The sequence below is a fragment of the Marisediminitalea oceani genome (genome assembly GCF_003731635.1).
In the GTDB taxonomy this organism is placed as follows: Bacteria; Pseudomonadota; Gammaproteobacteria; order Enterobacterales; family Alteromonadaceae; genus Alteromonas; species Alteromonas oceani.
In genome coordinates this window covers 48656-71198 of sequence record NZ_RCUA01000014.1, presented here as the reverse complement: position 1 = coordinate 71198, position 22543 = coordinate 48656, and the positions used below count along the sequence as shown (strand labels likewise).

Below are 22543 nucleotides of genomic sequence, written 5' to 3'. Positions count from 1 at the left end.
TCAGTAATAAGAGTAAGTTACTCCAGCCACACCAACATGGCAATCCCGGCAACCGCCAGCGCGGACCAGACAGAGACATTACGACTTACTCTGTCGCCCAGCCACCAGCCAATGCCCAGAGAAAGCAACACACTGGCTGCCAGCAGGGTTTGTGCGACGGTCGCTTTGGTATAACTGAACGCCAGCATTTGTAAGGTCAGCGCCATAAAGGTGCCGATAAACACTGCGAGCGTAAACAGTCGCCAGGTTTTGCCCTTATCAGTGGTTGTAGGCAACCAGCGCTGTCTGGTAAGCACCATCAGCAAACAAATAATCAGCAGGCCGCCCAGAAGCCGGATAAGGCTGGCATTAAAGGCACCAATCTCAAAAGGAAGTCAGCACATCGCGGCTAATAACAGCCCCGACCGCCTGACAAAGCGCTGCCAGCGCAGCATAAACATAACCGGTTGGCTAAAATAAGGTTAACGCCGCGGGCTTGTGGATTCTTACAATCACGTCCACCGAGATGATTACCAGCGCCACCGCCAGCCACTGCTGCCAGCTTAACCACTCACCAATCCATGCCATGGCCAGTAAGGCGGTTAATACCGGTGCCAGTGTTTCAGCAATCAAAATAGACTGGGCGTCACCGATTTTACTAAGCGCCTGAAAGAAAAAAGTATCGCCCAGGCCGATACCAATAACGCCACTAAGCAACAACCAGCCCCAAACTGCGCCCGGAGCTTCTATGGGAGGAAACAACACCACTGACACAGCCAGGAGCAATCCGGCAGACAGCAGTCCTTTCCAGAAATTTAGCGCCAGTGGTGAAAAAGCACTGCCCAGTACCCTGAATAAACGGGCAGACACCGCCCAGCAGAGCGCCGCAGCCAGCGCGGCAAATTCGCCAATCATAATCTGTTCCCCAAATTTACCGCAAAAAAATACCCGGCAAAGCCGGGTATATTATTTGCAGCTAGTTTGACAGCTTAGAGTTCGCGGAGCCAGATATTCCTGAAGCTCACCAGATTGTCGTGATCCTGCAACTGGATAGGCGCGCAGCCGTGGGCTTTATACTTCGGCGCACCAATCCATTCTGTCGTGCCCTGGATTTCCACATGGTTTTGTACCACGACACCATTATGGATAACCGTTACATAGCCGGGCGATTCCAGAGCTTCACCGTCGAATCTGGGCGCGGTAAAGATAATGTCGTACTCCTGCCATTCACCTGGTGGGCGGGTGGCATTCACCAGTGGAATGGTTTGCTTATAGACCGATGCAGCCTGGCCGTTGGGATAGGTTTTATTCTGGTAAGAATCGAGCACCTGAATCTCATAGCGTTCCTGGAAGAATACGCCACTGTTGTTGCGTTTCTGCCCGTCCATATCTTCTTCTGGCTGTGGTGCTCGCCATTCAACGTGCAACTGTACATCACAGAAAGATTGCTTGGTACGGATGTTACCCGTGCCAGGTTTCACAGTGACCGTGTCACCACCGAGAGTCCAGTTCGCTTCACCGCCTTTCACTGATTCCCAGGCCGACAGATCGGTACCGTCAAACAGTACAACCGCATCAGACGGCGCTTTGCCAACCGGCGTTTCTACTGCTTCTGGTACAGGTTCCCAGACTTCGGTTTTTTGTGCCTGTTGCCAGGGCTCAAGATTTTCCTGCGGGGCAGCACAAGCCGCCAATGCAGGCGTTAACAGCGCCAGGCCGGCGACTGTTGCTAAATGATTGTTACGCATAAATTGTGTCCTCTTAATTGGCAATTCATCAACGACCTGAAATCAGGTCGCCCAGGCTCTGTCGCCCTTCTCATAGGGCAGATCGCCATCAAACTTGCCAGGAATACCCACGTAACGCAGTACCTTGGTAGCGCCTACTTCTGACGTAAAGAAAGTAAACAGGGTTAGCTGCTTAAACATCGTGAAGTAATGCGGTAACGGATCGGTATCATCGGCATCACGGCTGTTAGGCCGCTGATTAACTGCGCCCCACAGGTTACGCTCGGCATTGTATTTCCTTGCTTCGGCATCGAGCTCGGTCAGCAACTCAAAACGCTGTGCATTGCTTAAGACTAGGAACGGCGTATCGAAGCGTTCGTCACTGGCCAGGTTGAGCTTACGCAGGCCATCTTTAAACGCCTGTTGCTGAACGGGCGTGTAACAGTCTGCTACCAGTACCGCCATCATTTGTGCACACTGGGCATCTTTAGCTCCCGGTGTGTCCGTGCGTGGCATAATGGTTTCAGCCACTTCGCTCATAAGGCTGATATCGTCCTTACTGAGGCCCACCTTAGACGGGTCTGTAGCTGGCACCTTTAAACCCCAGGCCATAGCATTACTGCCTACAAAGGCAGCGCCGGTTGAGGCCGCAATCATTTTAAGAAGGTCGCGTCTATCCATCTTAGATGTTCCCCTTTTTCAGTTCTTCAACAGCAAAGTTAGCAGCCCGTGCAGTTAATGCCATGTAAGTCAACGATGGGTTAACACAAGAAGCCGAAGTCATCGCCGCACCATCGGTAACAAATACGTTGGGCGCATCCCATACCTGGTTGTGTGCGTTAAGCACTGAAGACTTAGGATCGCGGCCCATGCGTGCACCGCCCATTTCATGAATACCCATGCCCGGCGCGTAATCCGCGTCGTAACCCTGAACATTCTTAAGACCCATTTTTTCGAACATTTCCACTGCGTCATTCATCATATCTTTACGCATGGCAAATTCGTTTTCTTTGATCTCAACGTCCATCTCCAGCACTGGTAAGCCCCACTTGTCTTTTTGTGCTTTGTTGAGATATACCTTGTTGTCGTGATTCGGCAGCATTTCGCCAAAGGCCGTCATACCAATGGACCAGCTACCCGGCTCACTCAGGATATTTTTCAGATCGGCACCAATGCCCATTTCGGCCACGTTGCGGTTCCAGCCCTGACGACTTGCAGAGCCCTGATAACCAAAGCCACGCAGATAGTCACGCTTATCATCACCCCAGTTACGAAAGCGCGGGATGTAAAAGCCAGACGGACGGCGTCCGTAATAGTATTTATCTTCAAAACCTTCGATGTCGGCTGATGCGCCTACGCGGAAGTGGTGATCCATGATGTTATGGCCCAGCTCACCGCTGCTGCTGCCCAGGCCGCCATCCCAAACATCGGTGGCTGAGTTCATCAGCATCCATACCGAGTTAAGCGCTGATGCATTAAGGAAGACAATCTTGCTCTTAAATTCGTAAGTCTGATTATTTTCCGAATCAAGGATTTCAACACCGGTTGCACGTTTTTTGTCTTTGTCGTACAGCACGCGGGTGACGATAGAGAAAGGACGCACGGTCAGATTTCCGGTGGCCATCGCTACCGGCAGTGTTGACGACTGTGTAGAGAAGTAGCCACCAAACGGACACCCCAGCCAGCACTTGTTACGGTACTGACAGTTCACCCGGTTTTGTTCAGGCTTTGGCTCAGTCATGTTCGCACTGCGGCCATTGATAATATGGCGAGTGCCTTTAAAGGCCTTCTGCAAACGCTTGGCGAGGTCTTTTTCTACCACGTTGAGTGGCATTGGCGGCTGGTACTGGCCATCAGGCAGTACGTCCAGGCCATCGCGGTTACCGCTGATGCCGGCAAAACGTTCTACATAATCATACCAGGGCGCTAAATCGTTATAACGGATTGGCCAGTCTACACCAACACCTTCTTTGGCATTGGCCATGAAGTCTTCTTCATTCAGACGATAGCTTTGACGGCCCCATAACAGCGAGCGCCCGCCCACGTGGTAGCCACGATACCAGTCGAAACGTTTTTTCTCGACATAAGGTGACGTCTGGTGACTTTCCCACATGCCATAAGTGGATTCATTCAGCGGGTAGTCACGCTTGATCACCGGCTCCAGCTCTTTCATTTCCTGGGTAGCCAGATCCCGGTGCGGGTAATTCCACGCTTCATTGTGAGCGTTTACGTAATCCTTGATATGCTCAATATTACGGCCACGTTCCAGCATCAGGACCTTAAGCCCTTTTTCGGCCAGCTCTTTAGCTGCCCAACCGCCGCTGATCCCTGAACCAACTACGATTGCATCATAGACATTATCTGCCATTACTTCTCCCCTTAAATCGACTATTTACGGTCATCGATTTTTGTGTGTTGCCCAATCACACATCACAAATCAGAATGGCCTCGCGCAGCGACTCTATCTGATCCTGAATGGTTTTTGGGGTTGGTATAAATTCCTGAGCCACGTACCCGTTAAAGCCGGTTTCATTTATGGCTTTGATAATCGCCGGATAGTAAAGCTCCTGGGTGTCGTTTATCTCATGTCTGCCAGGTACACCGGCAGTATGATAGTGACCAAAGTACTCATGGTTATCCCGGATGGTACGAATGATGTCACCTTCACTGATTTGCATATGATAGATATCATATAAAAGCTTAAAATTAGCTGAACCAAGCTGTTTGCACAGAGCTATCCCCCACGCCGAGTTATCCGCGAAGTAATCCGGGTGATCCACCTTGCTGTTAAACAGCTCCATTTGCAGCACTACGCCACGTTTTTCTGCGTGTCCGATAATGCGTTTAAGCCCGTTTACGGCATGCTCAAGCCCCTCTTCCGGGGTCGCACCGCGCTTGTTACCGCTAAAACAAATCAGGTTGCGATAACCCGCATCGGCGACTAAATCAATATGCTGTAAGTAACGCTCTGTCAGTTGGTCGTGAAACTTCGGATCGGCCCAACCATCTTCCAGGTTGAGTTCGGCACCATTACACATGGAGCTGTCGATGTCGTACTTTTTAAGCGTTGGCCAGTCAGCAGGACCAATCAGATCGATGGCACTAAAGCCAATGGCTTTGGTGACAATGCATAATTCTTCCACACTCAGTTCTCTGTATGTCCAGCGAGCCACGGAATGATTGATATTTCCTTTCAGCTTTAATCCCGCAATGTCATCCGGCAATGTCGCCAGCGCCGACGAGCTTAAACTGGCGCCGGCTACCCCGAGCACCAGTTTTTTAAGTAGGTCGCGACGCGCGATAAGCGCGTCGGACAAAGCAGATTGCCTTGAATTATCAGACATCAGCCTTAACCTCTTCTTTCTTGAAGATTAACAGGAACAGTACCAGTACCACTGCGGCAAACGCTGCCGGGAACAGCCAGATTTGCTGCCAGGCATGGCCTGCGTCACCAGCATAGTTATCGGTAATCTGACCGGCCACCCAGAAACCTACCAGCATACCTACCCCGTAAGTCGCCAGTGTTATCAGGCCCTGTGCAGCACTTTTTACTTTGTCGCCCGCTTTAGCATTGGTATAGATTTGGCCCGACACAAAGAAGAAGTCGTAGCAGATACCATGCAAGGCAATACCGATGATCAGCAGGAATAATCCCGACTCGGCGTCACCAAACGCAAATAATGCATAACGAAGTACCCAGGCAGCCATGCCCAGCAATAGCGTCATTTTAATGCCAAAGCGATTCAGGAATACCGGCAGCGCCAGCATAAACAGCACTTCAGACACCTGGCCTAAGGTCATTTTACCCGTGGCATTCTCAACGCCGATCTCCGTAAGAAACGGGTTAGCGTTCTGGTAGTAGAAGGCCAGTGGAATACAAATCAGCACGCTTGATGCAAAGAATACAAAGAAGTTACGGTCTTTAAGCATTGCCAGCGCATCCAGGCCCAGTAACTGGCCAAGGCTGGCCGCTTCTGAACCTTTTGCAGCAGGTGGTGTGGCTGGCAGCGTAAAGCTGTAAATGCCCAGCGCCAGTGAGGCAATTGCACACAGCATAAAGGTGTTACGCAGCATACCGTCGGCAATACCTTGCTGTGAATCCCACGAGAACACGTAGCTGATAACCAGACCAGCAACGATCCAGCCAATGGTGCCCCACACACGAATTTTACCAAACTCTTTAGACGGATCAGCCATTTGTCCGAACGATACCGAGTTAACCAGTGCCAGGGTTGGCATGTACGCAATCATGTAACCCAGTACGTAAGGATAGAAGCCGGCAAAGTCGGTCGACATGTACATCATGTACATTAATGCCGCGCCCACCAGGTGCAGAATACCCAGAATACGCTCGGCATTAAAGAACCGGTCAGCAATCAGACCAATGATAAACGGTGCAATGATCGCGCCCCATGACTGGGTTGAGAATGCCATACCGATTTCACTGCCCGACGCACCGAGCGTGCCGCCGAGAAAGGTTCCCAGCGTTACAAACCAACCACCCCAGATAAAAAACTGGAGAAACATCATAATACTCAGACGTATTGTTATTGTGTTCATAGGCTCCTCGCCAAATGTCTGTACTGACCGTACTTTTTGTACCAGTTACGTGTTGTTATTAATCTTTTAAACCCAGGATCCGGCGGTTACGCTCTTCGCTCGCCTCAGCGCCGGCAAAGTCATCAAACGCATGTTTGGTAGGCTCAATGATATGGCTGGCAATAAACGGCGCGCCCTCGGCGGCACCCTGCGCAGAGTCTTTCAGGCAGCATTCCCATTCCAGCACCGCCCAGCCATCAAACCCGTACTGGGTCAGCTTGCTGAAGATGGATTTGAAATCAACCTGACCATCCCCCAGTGAACGGAAACGTCCGGGACGTCCCTTCCAGTCTTCATAGCCGCCGTACACGCCGGAACGACCGGTAGGGTTAAACTCAGCATCCTTAACGTGGAACATTTTAATGCGCTCGTGATAACGGTCGATAAAGTCCAGGTAATCCAGTTGCTGCAGCACAAAGTGGCTGGGGTCAAACAGAATGTTGGCACGGGGATGGTTATCCACCGCTTTCAGGAAACGTTCAAAGGTTGCGCCGTCATGCAGGTCTTCACCGGGGTGAATTTCATAACACACATCCACACCAGCTTCATCAAATGCATCCAGAATTGGCTTCCAGCGTTTAGCCAGTTCAGCAAAGCCTTGTTCAACCAGGCCAGCGGGACGCTGTGGCCATGGGTAAACAAGGTGCCACAGCAACGCACCGGAAAAGGTTGCATGAGCTTTCAGTCCCAACCGTTCGCTTGCCTTAGCGGCAAACTTTAATTGCTCAATTGCCCATTCCGTGCGTTCCTGCGGTTTACCGTGCAGGTGTTTGGGTGCAAAGTTATCAAACAGCTCGTCATAAGCCGGATGCACCGCCACCAGTTGACCTTGCAGATGCGTTGAAAGTTCGGTGATCTCAATGCCGGCATCGCGACAAATGCCCATCACTTCATCACAGTAATCCTGGCTGTTAGCAGCCAGTTCTAAATTAAAAATATCGTCGTTGCCGGTAGGCATCTGAATGCCTTTATAGCCATTCTCAGCAGCCCACTTAACAATGGTATCCAATTTATTAAATGGCGCTTTATCACTGACAAACTGGGCTAAAAAGATAGCCGGGCCTTTAATCGCAGACATGGTTTACTCTCCTGCTTAATTCGTTAATTAGGTGCGTGTTATTCAGCGTCGAAAAAGTCGGTCCATTTGGCGTCACTTGCCGTGCTCGCCAGCATGGTTTCGATAAAGGCGTTACCGCGTAAACCGTCTTCCAGACCCGGCACCCCTTCGGCTTTACCGGTTTGCCCGCTGCGAACCGCTTTGGCAAAAAAGGTATACAGATTAGCCATGGCTTCCAGGTACCCTTCCGGGTGACCACCCGGAATGCGGCAACGGGCGTTGGCTTCATCACACAGACCAGGCATGCCGCCACCTGCGCGCAGAGTGACCATCGGACCGCTCAGCGAACGTACCAGCAGTGAATTAGGGTTCATCTGCATCCACTCTAAGCCGCCTTTTTCACCGTAAACTCGGATTTTCAGGCCGTTTTCTTCACCTGCACACACCTGGCTGGCCATCAGCACACCAGATGCGCCGTTTTCAAAGCGCAGCAGTGCCGCACCATCATCATCCAGACGGCGCCCCTCCACGTGGGTATGCATGTCGGCGCACAGTTTGGTGACCTTATCACCAGCCACAAATTCCGCCATGTTCAGCGCATGGGTGCCAATATCGCCCATACAGCCACTGCCGCCGGATTTGCTCGGATCGGTCCGCCAGCCAGCCTGTTTGTTGTCTTGTAACTCGATACCTTCGCTTAACCAGCCCTGCGGATACTCCACAAACACTTTGCGGATTTTACCCAGTTCGCCGTTAGCGACCATGTGCCGCGCCTGCCATACCATGGGATAACCAATATAGGTATGCGCCAGACCCAGTAATACCGGTTTTTCCTGCAACACTGACTTGAGTGTTTTGGCTTCATCCAGGGAAATAGCCAGTGGCTTTTCGCAGAACACATGGATGCCGGCTTCCAGTGCAGCCTTGGTAACTTCCACGTGGAGGTGATTAGGCGTTACTACCGCCAGCACCTGTACGCGCTGCTCTTCGGGCAGCTTCGACTCTTGTTCGATAAGCGCCTGCCAGCTGTCATAAGCGCGGTCCGCTGAAATACTCAGTGACTCGGCAGTTTCCAGGTTATTTTCCTGGTTGCGGCTAAACGCGCCACACACCAGTTCGTAATGTCCATCCAGCCCGGCTGCATGACGGTGCACCGCACCAATGAAAGCACCCTGACCGCCGCCGATCATGCCTAAGCGAATTTTCGCAGTTTTTGCCACGTTCAAACCTCGATTTGCAGTTTTCGTCCAAAACGCACTTGTGTACTTTTTGTTAATGATGTAAAAATGTAACGGATTACATCGGAGTATAACAAGATTATTCACCAGATCTAGTCCAAATTGATGACAAATATGTTAATCAAATGGAGTATTTTTTGGTTAATGCGCGGAGAACACGCATTTTTAGCTAGCTGAAAACAGAAACTTTGTTAACATAAAAAAACAATAAATGTTATCGGTTACATTGTTTATTCAAGCTTGTGAGGGCGATTAGTTGTCGAATATAAGAGAAGTTGCTGACCTAGCAGGCGTTTCGGTGGCCACGGTGTCACGAACGTTACAGCAACCAGAATTGGTATCGCCAAAAACCCGGGCTAAAGTGACCCGCGCCATCGAAGAACTCAATTACAAGCCTAACCTGATGGCGGTGAAGTTTCGTTCAGGAAAAACCCACAACATTGTGGTACTGGTGCCCACCGTAGCTAACGTGTTTTTCGCCAGGGTGATCCGTGGCATGCAGGAAGCAGCTGCTGCTGAGGGTTACTCTTTATTGTTAGTAAATACCATGGGCGATAACGCGACCGAACAAATTTACGCGCGGATGATCCATACCTCCCAGGCTGATGGTGTTGTGCAACTTCGCGCCTTTAACCCCTTCAGTGATAATGACGCAGATGAGCAGGGGTTATTACCCATGGTTAACGCCTGTGAGATCCTCGATACGCCCCAATGCCCCACTGTCTCACTGGACAACCGTCTGGCCGCTACGGCAATGACCGAACATCTGGTTGAACTCGGCCATCAGCACATCGCCATGATCAAAGGCCCGGCTTCCAGCCCCTTAACCCGTGAGCGGATGCTGGGCTTTAAGGATGCCCTGCAAACTGCCGGGCTCAAATTCTGCGAAGAGCTGATGTTCGACGGCGACTTTACGCTGCAATCCGGGTACGATGCCGCCGACCGCATCCTTAGCCAGTCACATCCTGTTAGCGCCATTTTTTGCGAAAACGATGAAATGGCGCTGGGCGCTATCAGCCGCCTGAAAGCCGCCGGTTTACGCATTCCTGAAGACATTTCAGTATCCGGCTTCGACAATATCGCCTTTGCAAAATTCAGCGATCCACCATTAACCACTATCGCTCAGCCGGCAGAGGAATTTGGTGAGACCGCCATTAACCTGCTCATTGATGTTTTAAAGGGCAAAGCCAAACGTGCAGTAAAAGTCATTCTGCCGTACCAGTTAATTATCCGAAACAGCACAGGGCCAGCCCCGGCGCAACCGGTAAACCTAACCCGGTAAGGCTGTGAATATGCCAATAAAAGGGAGACAACCTATGTCGCAACACCGTAAAAACAGCTCAATCATCACCACCGCCTCTGCCAGCAAGCTGAGTCGCCGTCGTTTTATGCAAATGTCGGCCACCGGCGTTGGCGCACTCTTTGGTGCCGCAGCCTGTGGCGGAGCATCCACGGTGACCACTGCCGCCAAAGACAATCGCGTTGGCCTGCAACTGTACACGCTGCGCAGCATGATGGAAAAAAGCGTAACTGACACCTTAAAACTGGTTGCCAGCGTAGGCTACAAAGAGCTGGAGTTTGCCGGTTTCTACGACAACGACCCTAAAGACGTTAAAGCGTTAATGGACGAACTGGGTTTAACCGCTCCGTCCTCTCACGTTTTACTTAAATTTATGTCTACCGACGCTGACGTCGAAAAGCAAATCGAAATCGCTAAAACCATGGGTCACAAATACGTGGTAGTGCCGTATATCTTCCCTGAAGATCGCAGTACTGATATTGCCGGCTATCAGCGCCTTGCCGAGCGTTTAAACAAACTGGGCGAAACCTTTAAGGCCAACGGTATTCAGCTTGCCTACCACAACCATGATTTTGAGTTTGAGAACATGAACGGCCAGGTGCCATACGACGTGCTGCTGGATGAGTGTGATGCCGACCTGCTTGCCATGGAACTGGACTTATACTGGACAGTCAAAGCGGGCCTGAATCCGGTAGATTATTTCAAGCGTAATCCGGGGCGCTTTAAGCTGTGGCATGTGAAAGACATGGATGCTCAGGGCGAATTTGCCGACGTGGGTAAAGGCACCATTAACTTTGACGATATTTTCGCCCATGGTGAGTTATCGGGTATTGAGCATAAATTTGTTGAACGAGACAAAACCGACGATATGGTCGAAACCATCAAGCAGGGCTACCTGACGGTTAGTCGTCTGAACGATAAGTACTAAGTCTGTTAGCAAGCATAAAAAAAGGGGCCTCGGCCCCTTTTTTTGTTGTCAGCATTTACGCCTTAAGATACTCACGGATCACGTAATGCAGGATGCCGCCGTGCTCGTAATAAGTAAATTCATTGGCGGTATCAATTCGCACCGTTAAATCAACAGTCAGCGTGCTGCCGTCGACCTTGGTAACGGTCATTTGCGTGCTTTTCTGACCACGTTCCACCGGCTCGATAGAGAACTGCTCATTACCCTCAAGACCTAAGGATTCGGCACTGTCACCGTCACTGAACTGCAACGGCAAAATCCCCATCCCAATCAGGTTGGAGCGGTGAATACGCTCAAAGCTTTCGGCAATCACTGCCTTAACGCCCATCAGCGATGGCCCCTTGGCTGCCCAGTCGCGGCTGGAACCGGTACCGTATTCCTTACCACCGATAACAATAGCCGGTACCTTTTCTTCCTTGTAACGCATGGCAGCATGATAAATCGACATGGCATCGCCGCTAGGGAAGTGCGTGGTAGCACTGCCACTGGTGCCCGGCGCCAGTTGGTTTTTCAGGCGTACATTAGCAAAAGTACCGCGCATCATCACTTCATGGTTACCCCGGCGTGAGCCATAAGAGTTAAAGTGCTCCGGCGTTACACCCAGTTCCTGCAGGTACTCACCTGCGGGGCTGTCCGGCGCAATGGCGCCTGCCGGTGAAATATGGTCGGTAGTGATAGAGTCCCCTACTTTTACCAGACAGCGGGCGTCTTTAATGGCGCCAATAGGATCCGGTGTCGTCGACATCGTTTCAAAAAACGGCGGATGTTCAATGTAAGTAGAGTCCGGCCAGTCATACACAGAGGTATCAGAGACTTCCAGTTCATTCCAAACACCGCTGCCTTTAAACACGTCGGCGTACTTGGCTTTAAACAGCTCGCCCGACACATTGTCTTTAATGTATTGCTGAACCTCTTCAGGCGTTGGCCACAGATCTTTAAGATATACATCGCTGCCCTGAGAGTCTTTACCTATCGGGCTGTTAGCGATATCCATCTTCATGTTACCTGCCAGCGCATAGGCGACCACCAGCGGTGGTGAGGCAAGATAGTTAGCGGCTACATCAGGATGGATACGCCCCTCAAAGTTACGGTTACCAGAAAGTACTGAAGTCACCGACAGTTTGGCTTTGCGAATTGCCGTTTCAATAGCATCAGGTAGTGGTCCTGAGTTACCGATACAGGTAGTACAACCATAACCAACAAGATTGAAGCCCAGCTGTTCCAGATAAGGCATCAGGCCCGCGTCTTCCAGATACTGAGTGACCACCTGCGAACCAGGTGCCAGTGAGGTTTTCACCCAGGGTTTACGGGTAAGACCAAGTTCAGCAGCCTTCTTGGCCACCAGACCGGCTGCAATCAGCACCGACGGGTTAGAAGTATTGGTACAACTGGTAATGGCTGCGATGACCACCGCACCATCTTCCAGATTGAAGGCATTGTCATCCAGCTTCACATAGGAAGCGTGATCCTCGTCGACCACCGGCGCATCACCGCCTTCGGCAACAAAATCGGCCTCTTCAGTAACATCAGCGACATCGATTTGCTGCGACAACCATTCATTGTACGCCGCTGCAGCGTTGTCCAGTGCAATACGATCTTGTGGACGTTTTGGCCCGGCAACGGACGGCACCACTTCGCCCAGATCAAGCTCCAGGGTTTCATGATATTCCGCATCTTTGCTGTTATCGTCGTGCCATAAGCCGGTTTGTTTAGCATATGCCTCCACCAGCTCGATTTGCTGTTCATCACGGCCGGTCAGACGCAGGTAATCCAGTGCAACATCATCAAGCGGGAAAATACCACAGGTTGCACCATACTCAGGGGCCATATTGGCAATGGTCGCGCGGTCTGCGGTCGTCAGCGAGCTGAGGCCCGGACCATAGAATTCGACAAATTTACCCACTACGCCATGGTTACGTAATTGCTCGGTAATGGTAAGTACCATGTCGGTTGCCGTCACGCCGGCAGGCAATTTGCCGGTTAGTCTGAAACCCACCACACGAGGTAGTAACATGGTAACCGGTTGGCCCAGCATCGCGGCTTCTGCTTCGATGCCGCCAACGCCCCAGCCCAGTACGCCAAGACCATTAATCATAGTGGTGTGGGAATCGGTTCCCACCAGCGTGTCGGGATAAACCAGAGTCTCATCACCCTGCTCTTTGGCAAATACGCATCGTGCCAGGTACTCAAGGTTAACCTGATGCACGATCCCGCGGCCCGGTGGCACCACCTTAAAATTATCGAAGGACGATTGTCCCCATTTTAAAAACTGATAGCGTTCCTTGTTACGCTCTACCTCGATAGCGGTGTTCTTTTTAAGCGCATCTTCCTCGGCGAAATGGTCTACCATTACCGAGTGGTCAATCACCAGTTCAACCGGATTGAGCGGATTGATCGCCTGCGCGTCACCACCTAAACGGTTAATGGCATCGCGCATGGCGGCTAAATCAACAATTGCCGGCACGCCGGTGAAGTCCTGCAGAATGACCCGGGCTGGCACAAAAGAAATTTCATGGTCATCGCCGTCGCTGGTATCCCATCGGGCGATGGTTTCAATATCGGTATCACTGACAAAGTCTGTGTGCTCGTGCCTTAACAGATTTTCGAGGAGAATTTTGACGCAAAACGGCAGTCTTGCCAGGTCGTGCTGTTCGGAAAGCTTGTCAAAACTGATCGCAGAATAGGAATGATCATTCACCTTTAGCGGCGAATAGGTTTGATATTTCATGTTTTACGCTTCCTTTTTCATTGCTGTGATTACTTGCCTTTAACCGTTCATGCATTTTCCTAACCAGTCAATAACCTCATAAATTTCTTACACTTACATATAAACAGTATTACACCTGAACGATTTTATGAAATTTATACGTACCCGGGTGTGTAATAAGTTCAAAGCCTTGTTTTACGCCCTATTTCGTAGCAATAAATTAACAATAAATTAATAAAACAGATGCACATTGCGTTTCCCTTATGTATGCTTAAATCTTAATCAAGCCGCTACGGCCTGTATTTAAGACTTTTCTGCCAATAACGGGAATATTGGTCATGTCCTCAGTGGAGTAATAAATGCATCCTTTAGTTAATAAACTCGGTCTGGAACCTCATCCGGAGGGCGGCTACTATCGTCAAATCTACCGCTCTGCAGACCAGGTCAGTTCACCTAAACACGGTTTGCCCCGGCCCGCTGTTACGCATATTTACTTTTTGCTGTTAAAGGGTCAGGTGAGTCGCTTTCACAGAGTTCTGCACGACGAAATATGGAACCACTATGATGGCGCGCCGCTCACGCTGTACCAGTTGCACCAGCAACAGCTACATGAAAAACGCATTGGTGGACCGGAGGATGACTTGGCAACTGTGGTCCCCGGAGGCCACTATCAGGCAGCCACTACTACCGGAGACTATTCACTGGTAGGTTGCTCGGTTGCGCCGGGCTTTGACTTTGCTGATTTCAGCTTCATCGATGAACCCTGTTTAAAGCAGTGGATCGAGCTTGCACACCCTCATTTGAGTAAATTCATCTAGCCGGACTATCCGCTAATTAATAAAGAACATCTGATGCAGGTTGGCGGTTTTCAGTAACCGCCGGGCATGCGCATCAGCACCAATAATCTGAATAACAATCTGGTTTTCCACCAGTTGTTTTTGCAGTCCTACCAACGCCCCCAACCCTGACGAATCGAGAAATTCAACCTGTGAAAAATCAATTTTAAGCGTCTTGTTTTGCAGTGCTTCCAGAGGCAGGTCTTGCATCGCCGAGAACACCGACAGGGCATTTAACCCAGTCCAGACCGGCGGCAGAACAAGCGTGTCCGGCGCCACAATTTTTCCGGTAAAACAGTAACGACAGGCTGAAGTTGCATTGTTAACGTTGGCGTGACGCAGGTAGCAGCCGACACAATGTTGGGCGCTGTTGATTGCTTGCGGTGGTTGATTTGATACTTTCGCCTTCGGATTCATCGTGCCATCCATTTCATCTGTCAATGTTATCAATCATAAGCCTTAACAATTACCTGCCATGCATAATTCAAAGATAGTAGAAATTAGAAAATCTGCGCAAAGTTTCCTACGCTTGTAACGGAGTCCGTTGAATGGGTTGATCATTTTTATGGCAATACAGGGAATTATAAGCCCGGCTCTGCACTAAACGTAAACCGCTGTTAGCGGTTGCAGTACGTTAATAAGCGACTAAATGAGACCCCTGTGAGCCAGAACATCAACTTTGAAAGGTTTAACCGACTCTCGGCAGACCTCCAGTTAGTCACCGTTTATAATGGTGATATTGTGCATTGCAATCCCGCCGCGCAGCTGTTGTATAAGCAGGCTGGCAAAGAGCAAACACCCGCTACGATTTTTGACTTTGTCAGTGCCGACGAACTACACTTTTTTTCTTTTCAGTTAGCACAGTCGGCAGCCTCCGGCGTAGGTAACAAATTTCTGACTCGCTATGCCAGCGCCTCGGGTATCCGTTGGTTGCTCTGGCATACGGATATCGATCAAAGTAACGAACACATGTATTGGATTGGTCAGGACGTCACAGAATTAAAACGCAGCACTGCCTCGCTGGAAATTCTCGAGGAAGTAACCGCCACGGGCGTTTGGGAGCTCGACAAACAAACCAATACGCCCTACTGGTCTAAAAAGACCCATCAGATTCATCAAACCGACAGCCAACACTTCACGCCCCGCATTGACGATGCGTTGTCTTTTTTCCCGCCTGCCGCGCAGTCCTCGTTGAAAACAGCGTTGGCCAAACTCGAGGCAGATGGCACACCATACGACCTGCAACTGCCTTTTGTATCGGCTAAGGGTGATGAACGAATAGTGAATGCTCACGGCTATGCGCAGAAAATAGGTAATAAAGTGGTTCGGTTGTACGGCACATTTAAGGATATTACCGAAGAAGTCAGTAAGCACGAGGAAGAACAGCGCATGCATACCCGTATGGCGCTGGCGCTGGAATTTTCTAAAATCGGCGTGTGGGAATATCAGGTAGATAACGACACACTGGTCTGGGATTCCCGCATGTTTGCCATTTACGAAACGCCCGTTGAGCTCTTCGCGGGCGAGTTGGAGGACTGGCGAAAAACCGTACACCCGGAGGACCTACACGCTACCTTGCAATCCTTTAAAGAGACCATGCTGACCGGCAAACCGTATATCCGGGAATTCAGGATTATCACACCACAGAATACGCTAAAATACATCAGGACCATGGCATCTGTGCTGCACGATAATGAGGGTAAAGTCAGACAGTTGATTGGCGTCAACCTGGATATCACAGCGGATGTAGAACGCACCCTGCAGTTAGAGAGAGCCAAAGAGGCCGCTGAAGCCGCCAATCATGCACAATCACGCTTCTTAGCCCTGATGTCACATGAAGTCCGCACACCACTTAACGGTCTCATCGGCAGTTTACAAATTCTGGAAGGCCTGGCGACGGGTAATCGCGAAAGTCAGTTCATTACTCAGTCGCTGAGCAGCGCCCGCACGTTGGTAGCTATTATCAACGACATTCTGGATTATTCAAAAGCAGCAGAAAATCGAATGACGCTGGAAGAGCTGCCGGTAAACCTTAAGGAACTGCTTAACCAGGTCGTTAATGAACAGTCTGCCGTTGCCCGACAAAAACAGATAGCGTTAACCCTGGCCTACCCCGACGATGAACCCAGCAGTTTTAAAATTGATCCGCTTCGTTTTAAACAGGTGATGTCTAACCTGGTAAGTAATGCGATTAAATTTACCCATGAGGGCTACGTTTTAGTCGCTGTGGAAACCCGGACCACACCCGAGCCCCTGGTAGTAATACAGGTCAAAGACACCGGCATTGGTATCTGCCAGGAGCAGTTGGCAAAGCTTTTCACGCCCTTTACGCAAGGGGATGTTACCACAACCCGTCAGTATGGCGGCTCAGGTCTTGGTTTGAGCATTGTTGAACAACTGGTACAACTGATGGGCGGAGAAGTACAGGTAGAAAGCACGCCCGATATTGGTAGCTGCTTTACCATATTACTGCCGCGCACAGCTTGCCATCTCGAAGCAATATCTGACCCCATAAGCACTCAACCATCTGCTCCTGAAGCACCGGATATGAGTCATTTAAGGGTGTTGATTGCAGAAGACAATGAGATTAACCAACTGGTTGTAGAGGCTTTTTTGCAGGAGTGTGGTACTCAGGCAACGTTTGTGGATAACGGCGCCAGGTTGGTCGAGGCGGTAAAGTCGGCACAATATGATTTGATCCTGTGCGATATCAGAATGCCCGTTATGGGTGGTATTGAGGCCTGCACCAAAATACGCGAATTCAACCCTGACATCCCCATTTTGGCTTTCACTGCCAATGTAATGCAGGACGATGTTCGCGCCTACCTCGAAGCTGGCTTTACTGATGTCATCAGCAAGCCGGTGGAACGTCTGAAGCTGTTTGAGCAACTGGCCGGATACTTACAGCCGCGCTCCTGAAATGAAGCCTGGCGAAGGGGAGGAATGACAGACCCATACCTTCATGCCAGGCACACCACTACGCATCACTAGCACCCAGCTGAGCGTTTGTCTTTAAGCAAACGAGTCAGGATTGGATAGGCACTAATTAGGCCAATAAACACCGCCGCTGAGTTCTCCTGACCTTGCATAAGCCAACTGCTCAACAGCATTGCGGCAGCAAATATCAGTGCGATAATGATATGATTTTTTGTATTACAGTTTAGGTTGTACATAATTTTCTCCGCTTGCTAAGGGTTACTCGTCCTGAAATATTTCTTCGATGGTTAAGCCAAATAACCGTGATGCTTTAAACGCCAGGGGCAGACTCGGGTCAAACTTGCCCTTCTCGATAGCGTTGATAGTTTGCCGGGACACATCCAGTCGCTCGGCCAAATCGGCCTGGGTCCAGTCTCGTTCTGCTCTGAGCACTTTCAATCGGTTTTTCATTGATACTTCTTCACTCCCTTAACCATGGCAACCAGATAAGTCAGCGCAATAAAAACGGCAAGGTGTGAGATGTCCGCATGGAACGGCAATACCCCGGTCTGAGTCAGCGCTGAATAAGCAAACCCTCCGACCAAGCCAGCACCTAACGCCAGGGCCATGGCTTCCAGCTGAACTTTCTGCTCCAGCTCATCCAGCCCGGCAAGCAGTTTTTTGTTGGCCATCATCATTGCGATACCCGCAATAATATTGAGCCCGACCATTGCAGTGGTCACCAGAGCTGATCCAGCCCATAAGTAGCGGTGGCCAAAATACACCAGAGCTAACGACACCAGCCATACCAGTGTATAACCGGCCAGTCGGCGGTGATTAAGCTGATTGCGCTGCCGGCGGCTAAGTTCCTGAGAGTCACCCATATCAATTAAACCTTCCACTAAGTAAAACAAACTTTACTTAATGTAGTTTAAAAAAAGACAAATGTAAATAATACTTGTCTTTTTTTATTCAAATATGCACCGCTCTCAGGGCGAACTATGAGAATTGGTGTGCTTTCTTTGCCTCTTCAATAGGCCGGGTTGACTGATAAATCGACTCACGTTCTTCAGCGCTGATCCGGTCACTGTAACGTTTTGGTTTAGCGAAGTAATACCCTTGCAAGTAGTCCGCTCCCAGCTCGTTGAGCATTTCCGCCTCGGCTTCAGTTTCTATCCCCTCAGCAATCACTTCCGTACGATTTTTACGGGCTATCTGAATCAGGTGTTTAACGATATTTTGCTTGTAAGCGTTTTCGTCAATACCACTGATTAACTCCATATCAATTTTCACGTAGTCCGGTCTCAACTGCTCCAGCAGATTTAAACCAGACCAGCCTGAGCCAATATCATCGAGCGCCACCCCAAATCCTGAGCTGCGGTAAAATGACAGGATCCCCTTTAAGTGGTTCATGTCATTTGCGCGGTGGGTTTCTACAATTTCAAACACCACATCTGCGGGCTTGAGACCCAGTTCATTGATAGCTGAAGCCGTGGCACGTAAGCAATAAGCCGGATCGTAAATACTTGAGGGGTTAAAATTAATGAACACCTTACCCTTCAGTTTAGCCCGTGAGAAATACTCAACTGCCGAACGTCTGGCAGTAAGATCCAGCGCGAACAGTAAGTTACTTTGCTCGGCCAGCGAGAACGCAAAGCCAGGCGGTATTAAAGACTCATTAGCATCAAAGATACGGAACAGTGACTCATGGGCAAAGATCGACGGGTCTGCCACATCGCTGCCCGCCCTGACGATAGGTTGAAACCAGCTTTCATAAGTGTGCTTGTCCATGGCTTCAGCCAGCCATTGGGCCTGATAGCGGCGGGTAAGCACCTCAGCCGTAGTCATCCTGCCTATCTCTTCAATGGCAAGCTGTGAAGGCTGGGCAGAAGTGGTTACCTTGGTACCGCCAAATTCAGGCCCATCGAGGCAACCATTGAGCTGATTGAGAAAGTTCCCCGTCTGACCTTTCTCAACCTGCACCCGCAAACACTTATGCTCAACGCTTTCCAGCGGATACTTCGCATACTCAGCCATCTTAGTGACTTTATCGATGGCTTCGCTGGTGGGTAAAAACAACCAAAAGTAAGTATTAGAATAAAAATACTCGTCAATCGACTCACACTCTGCACACCACATAAACTGCCTCATTATTTGATTGTGGTATGAGTACCGTAAAAGCGCCGCTACGGTTCACTTCGGAGCCAGGTTTTCCCCACCTGAATGTTCTACCTACACAAACTGCCGTATTAACGCGCTTTGTTCTTCAACTTTATCCATCAGTGACGCATTCAGCGCCTTGGCTTGCGAACTCACTTCACCACTTTGTGATGCCAGCGCCATGATATTGTTGATACTGCCAGTCACTTCGGTGGCAACTGCTGACTGTTGTTCAATGGCCGCGGCGATACTGCGGTTGAGGTCGGCCAGACGACTCACTTCATTTTGAATCGTCATCAGGCTCGAGCCGCAACTTTCTGCCAGCCCCACACAATCAAGGGACGAGTTAAGAGCCTGCTGCATTCCATGACGGGCACTGCCTGAATGGGAAGAAAGAGATTCGAGCACCTGTTTAATGGAATCTGTAGCCTTCTGCGTTCGGGTTGCCAGTTCTCTGACTTCAGTGGCCACCACTACAAAACCATTACCTGACTCACCACTGTGCGCAGCCTCGATGGCCGCATTGACTGCCAGCAAGTTGGTTTGCTCGGCAATCCCCTCGATGACCTGCAGGGCCTGACTGATATCCGCCACACTTTTGCTCATGCCAGCGACCTGTTGATCAGCGAGCTGCAGGTGGCGATTAAGGCTCTGAATATTCTGAATCGTTGCCTCGACATTGCCTTTGCCGAAAAAGGTGCTGGCCTCAGACTCATTTGCCACTTCGGCGGCTCCGTTAACGTTACCCGATATTTCACCGATGGTCTGCGACAGTTGCTCCATTGCCGCAACAACCTGGCTGACTTCACCGATCTGACGCTGTAAATGCAAACTGACTTCGTCACTACACTGCAGACTGCTGGCAGAATTTTCACACACATTAAGTGACGCATCATTCACCCGGCCAACTACCGCTTTTAACTGTGCCTGCTGCATTTCAATCGCCAGATTAATAGCCGCCAGACTATCCCGGTGCCCCGAGTAAAGAAAGCTCATCAGAGGGTTATCAAAAATCCGGCGGGACTTTTCAGTCAGCGCCTGCAGGCGGGCGGACCAGCGCATGAAAACGCTAAACATTACCACCGCCAGCAGCCCTACAACCCAATTCACATAGAGAGAAAGCTCACTATAAAAGGCAGACAAAAAGCTTAATCCGGCCAGTAATATCAGCCCCCATTTGAGTTGAGGAAGCGCATTGGCGTGATCCGACAACTGCGGTTTATCCTTATGATTACTCAGTTGCTGATAAGTCTGTTCGGCTCTTTTTATCACTTCCGGATCCGGCTTGGTGCGCACCGACTGATATTCGCAAATATTGCCTGCGCTATCGCGAATGGGAGTAACAAAGGCATTAACCCAATAGTAATCGCCATTACGACAGCGGTTTTTAACCGGCCCCATCCACGACTGACCAGCCCGGATGGTTTGCCACATGTTGGCAAAAGCTTGCGCCGGCATGTCCGGGTGGCGCACCAGATTATGGGGCTGACCATACATGTCCTCTGTACTGAATCCGGCGATACGACAAAAATCGCTGTTCGCATAGGTTATCCGGCTATCCATGTCCGTTGTGGAAAGCAACACATCCGTGTCATTTAAAGGAACTTCCGCAGGGTGGGATTTACTGTGCATGGGATTATCTTAGACCTCTCAACAACTACCCGCTTATCTCACCACAAAGTGGCCCCAGAGCACTCTTATCCCTTTGGCTATGAATGAAATAACTTAGATTTGGATCAACAATTCACAATACCTATTTAAACCTTCGGCAGTTGCCTGAACAGGAGTATCAGGCAAGAGATACCGCGTTTTGTGGCTGTCAGGGGCAGCAATGGTCTGTGATAATGACCCGGTAGCATGGCAATATCAGACCCGGCAGCAGCAAAGAGAAGACTCAAAATGAAAAGCGTTATAACAGTATTACTGATTATCGCAGCCACACTAATTCTGGGTGGTTGTGTGGTCCTCAACCTCGCGCGGTTTGGCGCGGCGCCGGACGCACAACAGCAGAAGGCTTATATGGGGTCGGCTAACTACAATGCCGGGGAACAAGCTTTTCATAATCAGGTAACCACGCCGGTACTTAAAGAAGGCGTCAGTACCTGGTCAGTGATGTGGGGTAACCTTACCTCCTCGGCCGATAATCTGGCACCGCAAGGTGCGATACCGGTAAACAAAGTAGACTTTAAAAGCCTGCCCCGCGAGGAAAACCTGATGGTCTGGCTAGGCCACTCAGGCTTCTATCTGCAACTTAACGGCCAGCGCATTCTGGTAGATCCGGTCTTCAGCGACTACGCCTCCCCGTTCTCGTTTATGGTTAAAGCGTTTAAGGGGACGACTATCTTTACGGTGGATGATTTACCAGAGATTGATGTATTGCTGATCTCCCATGACCACTATGACCACCTCGACTACAACACCGCCGTAGCGCTGAAAAACAAGGTAAAAAAGGTGTTTGTTCCGCTGGGTATCGGCGCCCATTTTTCTCACTGGGACTACACACCAGAGCAGCTGCACGAAGCAGACTGGTATGACAGCCTGGAGTTAGACAATGACGTACAGATTCACCTGGTACCGGCCAGACACTATTCAGGACGCAGCCTGACACGCAATCAGACCTTGTGGGGCGGATTTGTTATTACCAGCCCGCAATTCCGTCTCTTGCTGGGCGGGGATTCAGGTTACGGCCCGCACTTTAAAGCCATTGGCGAACGCTTTGGCGGCTTCGATCTGGTGGCGCTTGATACCGGGCAATACGATCCACGCTGGCCTTATATTCACATGACCGCCAGTGAGTCAAAGCAGGCAGCGATAGATGTTAACGCCAGGGCACTGCTACCCATTCACATTGGTCGCTTTGCGCTGGCACGCCATCCCTGGAAAGAACCCTTCGAAGAAATTCGGGCACTCAGCGAAAATGCGCCTTATCAGCTTCATACGCCGCTGATTGGCCAGCCTATAAACCTGGCATCGCCGCCTGCCAGCAAGCCATGGTGGCAGAGCGTTGACTAACGCTTAAGTCACTCAGGCGAGCAGCGCGGTAGGGGCATAGTCCGT

The 22543-nt window shown here is 50.3% G+C and carries 20 protein-coding genes; 5 read left to right on the top strand and 15 right to left on the bottom strand.

Annotation, left to right across the window (positions count from 1 at the left end):
* Window positions 1-17 precede the first annotated feature (17 nt).
* The 9 genes from D9T21_RS23210 to D9T21_RS04470 all read right to left on the bottom strand — a co-directional run bounded on the left by D9T21_RS23210 (window position 18) and on the right by D9T21_RS04470 (window position 8552).
* Window positions 18-299 (bottom strand): EamA family transporter, encoded by a 282-nt coding sequence (locus tag D9T21_RS23210; RefSeq protein ID WP_338134009.1) that lies wholly within the window; start codon window positions 297-299, stop codon window positions 18-20.
* Between the two features lie 151 nt (window positions 300-450).
* Complete coding sequence (locus tag D9T21_RS23205) at window positions 451-894, bottom strand: DMT family transporter (protein WP_338134008.1); 444 nt, start codon at window positions 892-894, stop codon at window positions 451-453.
* A 74-nt stretch (window positions 895-968) separates the two neighbouring features.
* Window positions 969-1727 (bottom strand): 3-keto-disaccharide hydrolase, encoded by a 759-nt coding sequence (locus tag D9T21_RS04500; protein ID WP_206427230.1) that lies wholly within the window; start codon window positions 1725-1727, stop codon window positions 969-971.
* A 42-nt stretch (window positions 1728-1769) separates the two neighbouring features.
* Window positions 1770-2387, bottom strand: coding sequence for a gluconate 2-dehydrogenase subunit 3 family protein (locus D9T21_RS04495; RefSeq protein ID WP_123323918.1), 618 nt, complete (start codon window positions 2385-2387; stop codon window positions 1770-1772).
* Between the two features lies 1 nt (window position 2388).
* Window positions 2389-4074, bottom strand: a complete 1686-nt coding sequence (locus D9T21_RS04490; RefSeq protein WP_123323917.1) for a GMC oxidoreductase — start codon at window positions 4072-4074, stop codon at window positions 2389-2391.
* Between the two features lie 55 nt (window positions 4075-4129).
* The gene (locus D9T21_RS04485) at window positions 4130-5050 is read right to left on the bottom strand and encodes a hydroxypyruvate isomerase family protein (RefSeq protein ID WP_123323916.1); all 921 of its coding nucleotides are present in this window, start codon (window positions 5048-5050) and stop codon (window positions 4130-4132) included.
* Window positions 5043-6266: a nucleoside permease gene (locus D9T21_RS04480; RefSeq protein ID WP_123323915.1), complete on the bottom strand. Its 1224-nt coding sequence runs from the start codon at window positions 6264-6266 to the stop codon at window positions 5043-5045. Before D9T21_RS04480 ends, D9T21_RS04485 begins: the two co-directional genes overlap by 8 nt.
* Window positions 6267-6324: 58 nt before the next feature.
* Entirely contained in the window at window positions 6325-7383 is a 1059-nt protein-coding gene (locus D9T21_RS04475) for a sugar phosphate isomerase/epimerase family protein (protein WP_123323914.1), read from the bottom strand.
* Window positions 7384-7421: 38 nt separating this feature from the next.
* Window positions 7422-8552, bottom strand: coding sequence for a Gfo/Idh/MocA family protein (locus D9T21_RS04470; RefSeq protein ID WP_123324005.1), 1131 nt, complete (start codon window positions 8550-8552; stop codon window positions 7422-7424).
* Between the two features lie 304 nt (window positions 8553-8856).
* Here D9T21_RS04470 and D9T21_RS04465 point away from each other — a divergent pair, with 304 nt between their 5' ends.
* Window positions 8857-9882: a LacI family DNA-binding transcriptional regulator gene (locus D9T21_RS04465; protein ID WP_123323913.1), complete on the top strand. Its 1026-nt coding sequence runs from the start codon at window positions 8857-8859 to the stop codon at window positions 9880-9882.
* Between the two features lie 34 nt (window positions 9883-9916).
* Window positions 9917-10828 carry a sugar phosphate isomerase/epimerase family protein gene (locus D9T21_RS04460; RefSeq protein WP_105934604.1) on the top strand — a complete coding sequence of 304 codons (912 nt, stop codon included), beginning with the start codon at window positions 9917-9919 and terminating at the stop codon, window positions 10826-10828.
* Window positions 10829-10883: 55 nt separating this feature from the next.
* Here D9T21_RS04460 and acnA read toward each other — a convergent pair whose 3' ends face one another.
* Complete coding sequence (gene acnA / locus D9T21_RS04455; RefSeq protein ID WP_123323912.1) at window positions 10884-13595, bottom strand: aconitate hydratase AcnA; 2712 nt, start codon at window positions 13593-13595, stop codon at window positions 10884-10886.
* 338 nt (window positions 13596-13933) lie between these two features.
* Between acnA and D9T21_RS04450 the strand changes: the two genes are divergently transcribed.
* Window positions 13934-14392 carry a cupin domain-containing protein gene (locus D9T21_RS04450; protein WP_123323911.1) on the top strand — a complete coding sequence of 153 codons (459 nt, stop codon included), beginning with the start codon at window positions 13934-13936 and terminating at the stop codon, window positions 14390-14392.
* A 12-nt stretch (window positions 14393-14404) separates the two neighbouring features.
* On the opposite strand, the gene D9T21_RS22840 is transcribed toward D9T21_RS04450, so the two are convergent.
* Complete coding sequence (locus D9T21_RS22840; protein WP_206427229.1) at window positions 14405-14860, bottom strand: STAS domain-containing protein; 456 nt, start codon at window positions 14858-14860, stop codon at window positions 14405-14407.
* Window positions 14861-15070: 210 nt separating this feature from the next.
* Here D9T21_RS22840 and D9T21_RS04440 point away from each other — a divergent pair, with 210 nt between their 5' ends.
* Window positions 15071-17329, top strand: a complete 2259-nt coding sequence (locus D9T21_RS04440) for a hybrid sensor histidine kinase/response regulator (protein WP_123323910.1) — start codon at window positions 15071-15073, stop codon at window positions 17327-17329.
* 276 nt (window positions 17330-17605) lie between these two features.
* On the opposite strand, the gene D9T21_RS04430 is transcribed toward D9T21_RS04440, so the two are convergent.
* The 4 genes from D9T21_RS04430 to D9T21_RS04415 all read right to left on the bottom strand — a co-directional run bounded on the left by D9T21_RS04430 (window position 17606) and on the right by D9T21_RS04415 (window position 21118).
* Window positions 17606-17797: a helix-turn-helix transcriptional regulator gene (locus tag D9T21_RS04430; protein WP_123323908.1), complete on the bottom strand. Its 192-nt coding sequence runs from the start codon at window positions 17795-17797 to the stop codon at window positions 17606-17608.
* Window positions 17794-18210: a hypothetical protein gene (locus tag D9T21_RS04425; protein WP_123323907.1), complete on the bottom strand. Its 417-nt coding sequence runs from the start codon at window positions 18208-18210 to the stop codon at window positions 17794-17796. The genes D9T21_RS04430 and D9T21_RS04425 overlap by 4 nt, the downstream gene beginning before the upstream one ends.
* Window positions 18211-18325: 115 nt before the next feature.
* Window positions 18326-19465 (bottom strand): EAL domain-containing protein, encoded by a 1140-nt coding sequence (locus tag D9T21_RS04420; RefSeq protein ID WP_123323906.1) that lies wholly within the window; start codon window positions 19463-19465, stop codon window positions 18326-18328.
* A gap of 93 nt (window positions 19466-19558) precedes the next feature.
* Window positions 19559-21118 carry a methyl-accepting chemotaxis protein gene (locus tag D9T21_RS04415; RefSeq protein ID WP_123323905.1) on the bottom strand — a complete coding sequence of 520 codons (1560 nt, stop codon included), beginning with the start codon at window positions 21116-21118 and terminating at the stop codon, window positions 19559-19561.
* A 267-nt stretch (window positions 21119-21385) separates the two neighbouring features.
* On the opposite strand from D9T21_RS04415, the gene D9T21_RS04410 reads away from it, so the two are divergent.
* Window positions 21386-22498 carry an MBL fold metallo-hydrolase gene (locus D9T21_RS04410; protein ID WP_123323904.1) on the top strand — a complete coding sequence of 371 codons (1113 nt, stop codon included), beginning with the start codon at window positions 21386-21388 and terminating at the stop codon, window positions 22496-22498.
* The last annotated feature ends 45 nt before the right edge of the window (window positions 22499-22543 follow it).

Bases quoted from the DNA above. Each gene is read 5' to 3' on its own strand.
- D9T21_RS04430 (WP_123323908.1), bottom strand. From the start codon at position 17,797: ATGAAAAACCGATTGAAAGTGCTCAGAGCAGAACGAGACTGGACCCAG.
- D9T21_RS04485 (WP_123323916.1), bottom strand. From the start codon at position 5,050: ATGTCTGATAATTCAAGGCAATCTGCTTTGTCCGACGCGCTTATCGCG.
- D9T21_RS04480 (WP_123323915.1), bottom strand. From the start codon at position 6,266: ATGAACACAATAACAATACGTCTGAGTATTATGATGTTTCTCCAGTTT.
- D9T21_RS23205 (WP_338134008.1), bottom strand. From the start codon at position 894: ATGATTGGCGAATTTGCCGCGCTGGCTGCGGCGCTCTGCTGGGCGGTG.
- D9T21_RS04500 (WP_206427230.1), bottom strand. From the start codon at position 1,727: ATGCGTAACAATCATTTAGCAACAGTCGCCGGCCTGGCGCTGTTAACG.
- D9T21_RS04475 (WP_123323914.1), bottom strand. From the start codon at position 7,383: ATGTCTGCGATTAAAGGCCCGGCTATCTTTTTAGCCCAGTTTGTCAGT.
- D9T21_RS04410 (WP_123323904.1), top strand. From the start codon at position 21,386: ATGAAAAGCGTTATAACAGTATTACTGATTATCGCAGCCACACTAATT.
- D9T21_RS04415 (WP_123323905.1), bottom strand. From the start codon at position 21,118: ATGCACAGTAAATCCCACCCTGCGGAAGTTCCTTTAAATGACACGGAT.
- D9T21_RS04470 (WP_123324005.1), bottom strand. From the start codon at position 8,552: ATGATCGGCGGCGGTCAGGGTGCTTTCATTGGTGCGGTGCACCGTCAT.
- D9T21_RS04450 (WP_123323911.1), top strand. From the start codon at position 13,934: ATGCATCCTTTAGTTAATAAACTCGGTCTGGAACCTCATCCGGAGGGC.
- acnA (WP_123323912.1), bottom strand. From the start codon at position 13,595: ATGAAATATCAAACCTATTCGCCGCTAAAGGTGAATGATCATTCCTAT.
- D9T21_RS04490 (WP_123323917.1), bottom strand. From the start codon at position 4,074: ATGGCAGATAATGTCTATGATGCAATCGTAGTTGGTTCAGGGATCAGC.
- D9T21_RS04460 (WP_105934604.1), top strand. From the start codon at position 9,917: ATGTCGCAACACCGTAAAAACAGCTCAATCATCACCACCGCCTCTGCC.
- D9T21_RS04495 (WP_123323918.1), bottom strand. From the start codon at position 2,387: ATGGATAGACGCGACCTTCTTAAAATGATTGCGGCCTCAACCGGCGCT.
- D9T21_RS04425 (WP_123323907.1), bottom strand. From the start codon at position 18,210: ATGGGTGACTCTCAGGAACTTAGCCGCCGGCAGCGCAATCAGCTTAAT.
- D9T21_RS23210 (WP_338134009.1), bottom strand. From the start codon at position 299: ATGGTGCTTACCAGACAGCGCTGGTTGCCTACAACCACTGATAAGGGC.
- D9T21_RS04420 (WP_123323906.1), bottom strand. From the start codon at position 19,465: ATGTGGTGTGCAGAGTGTGAGTCGATTGACGAGTATTTTTATTCTAAT.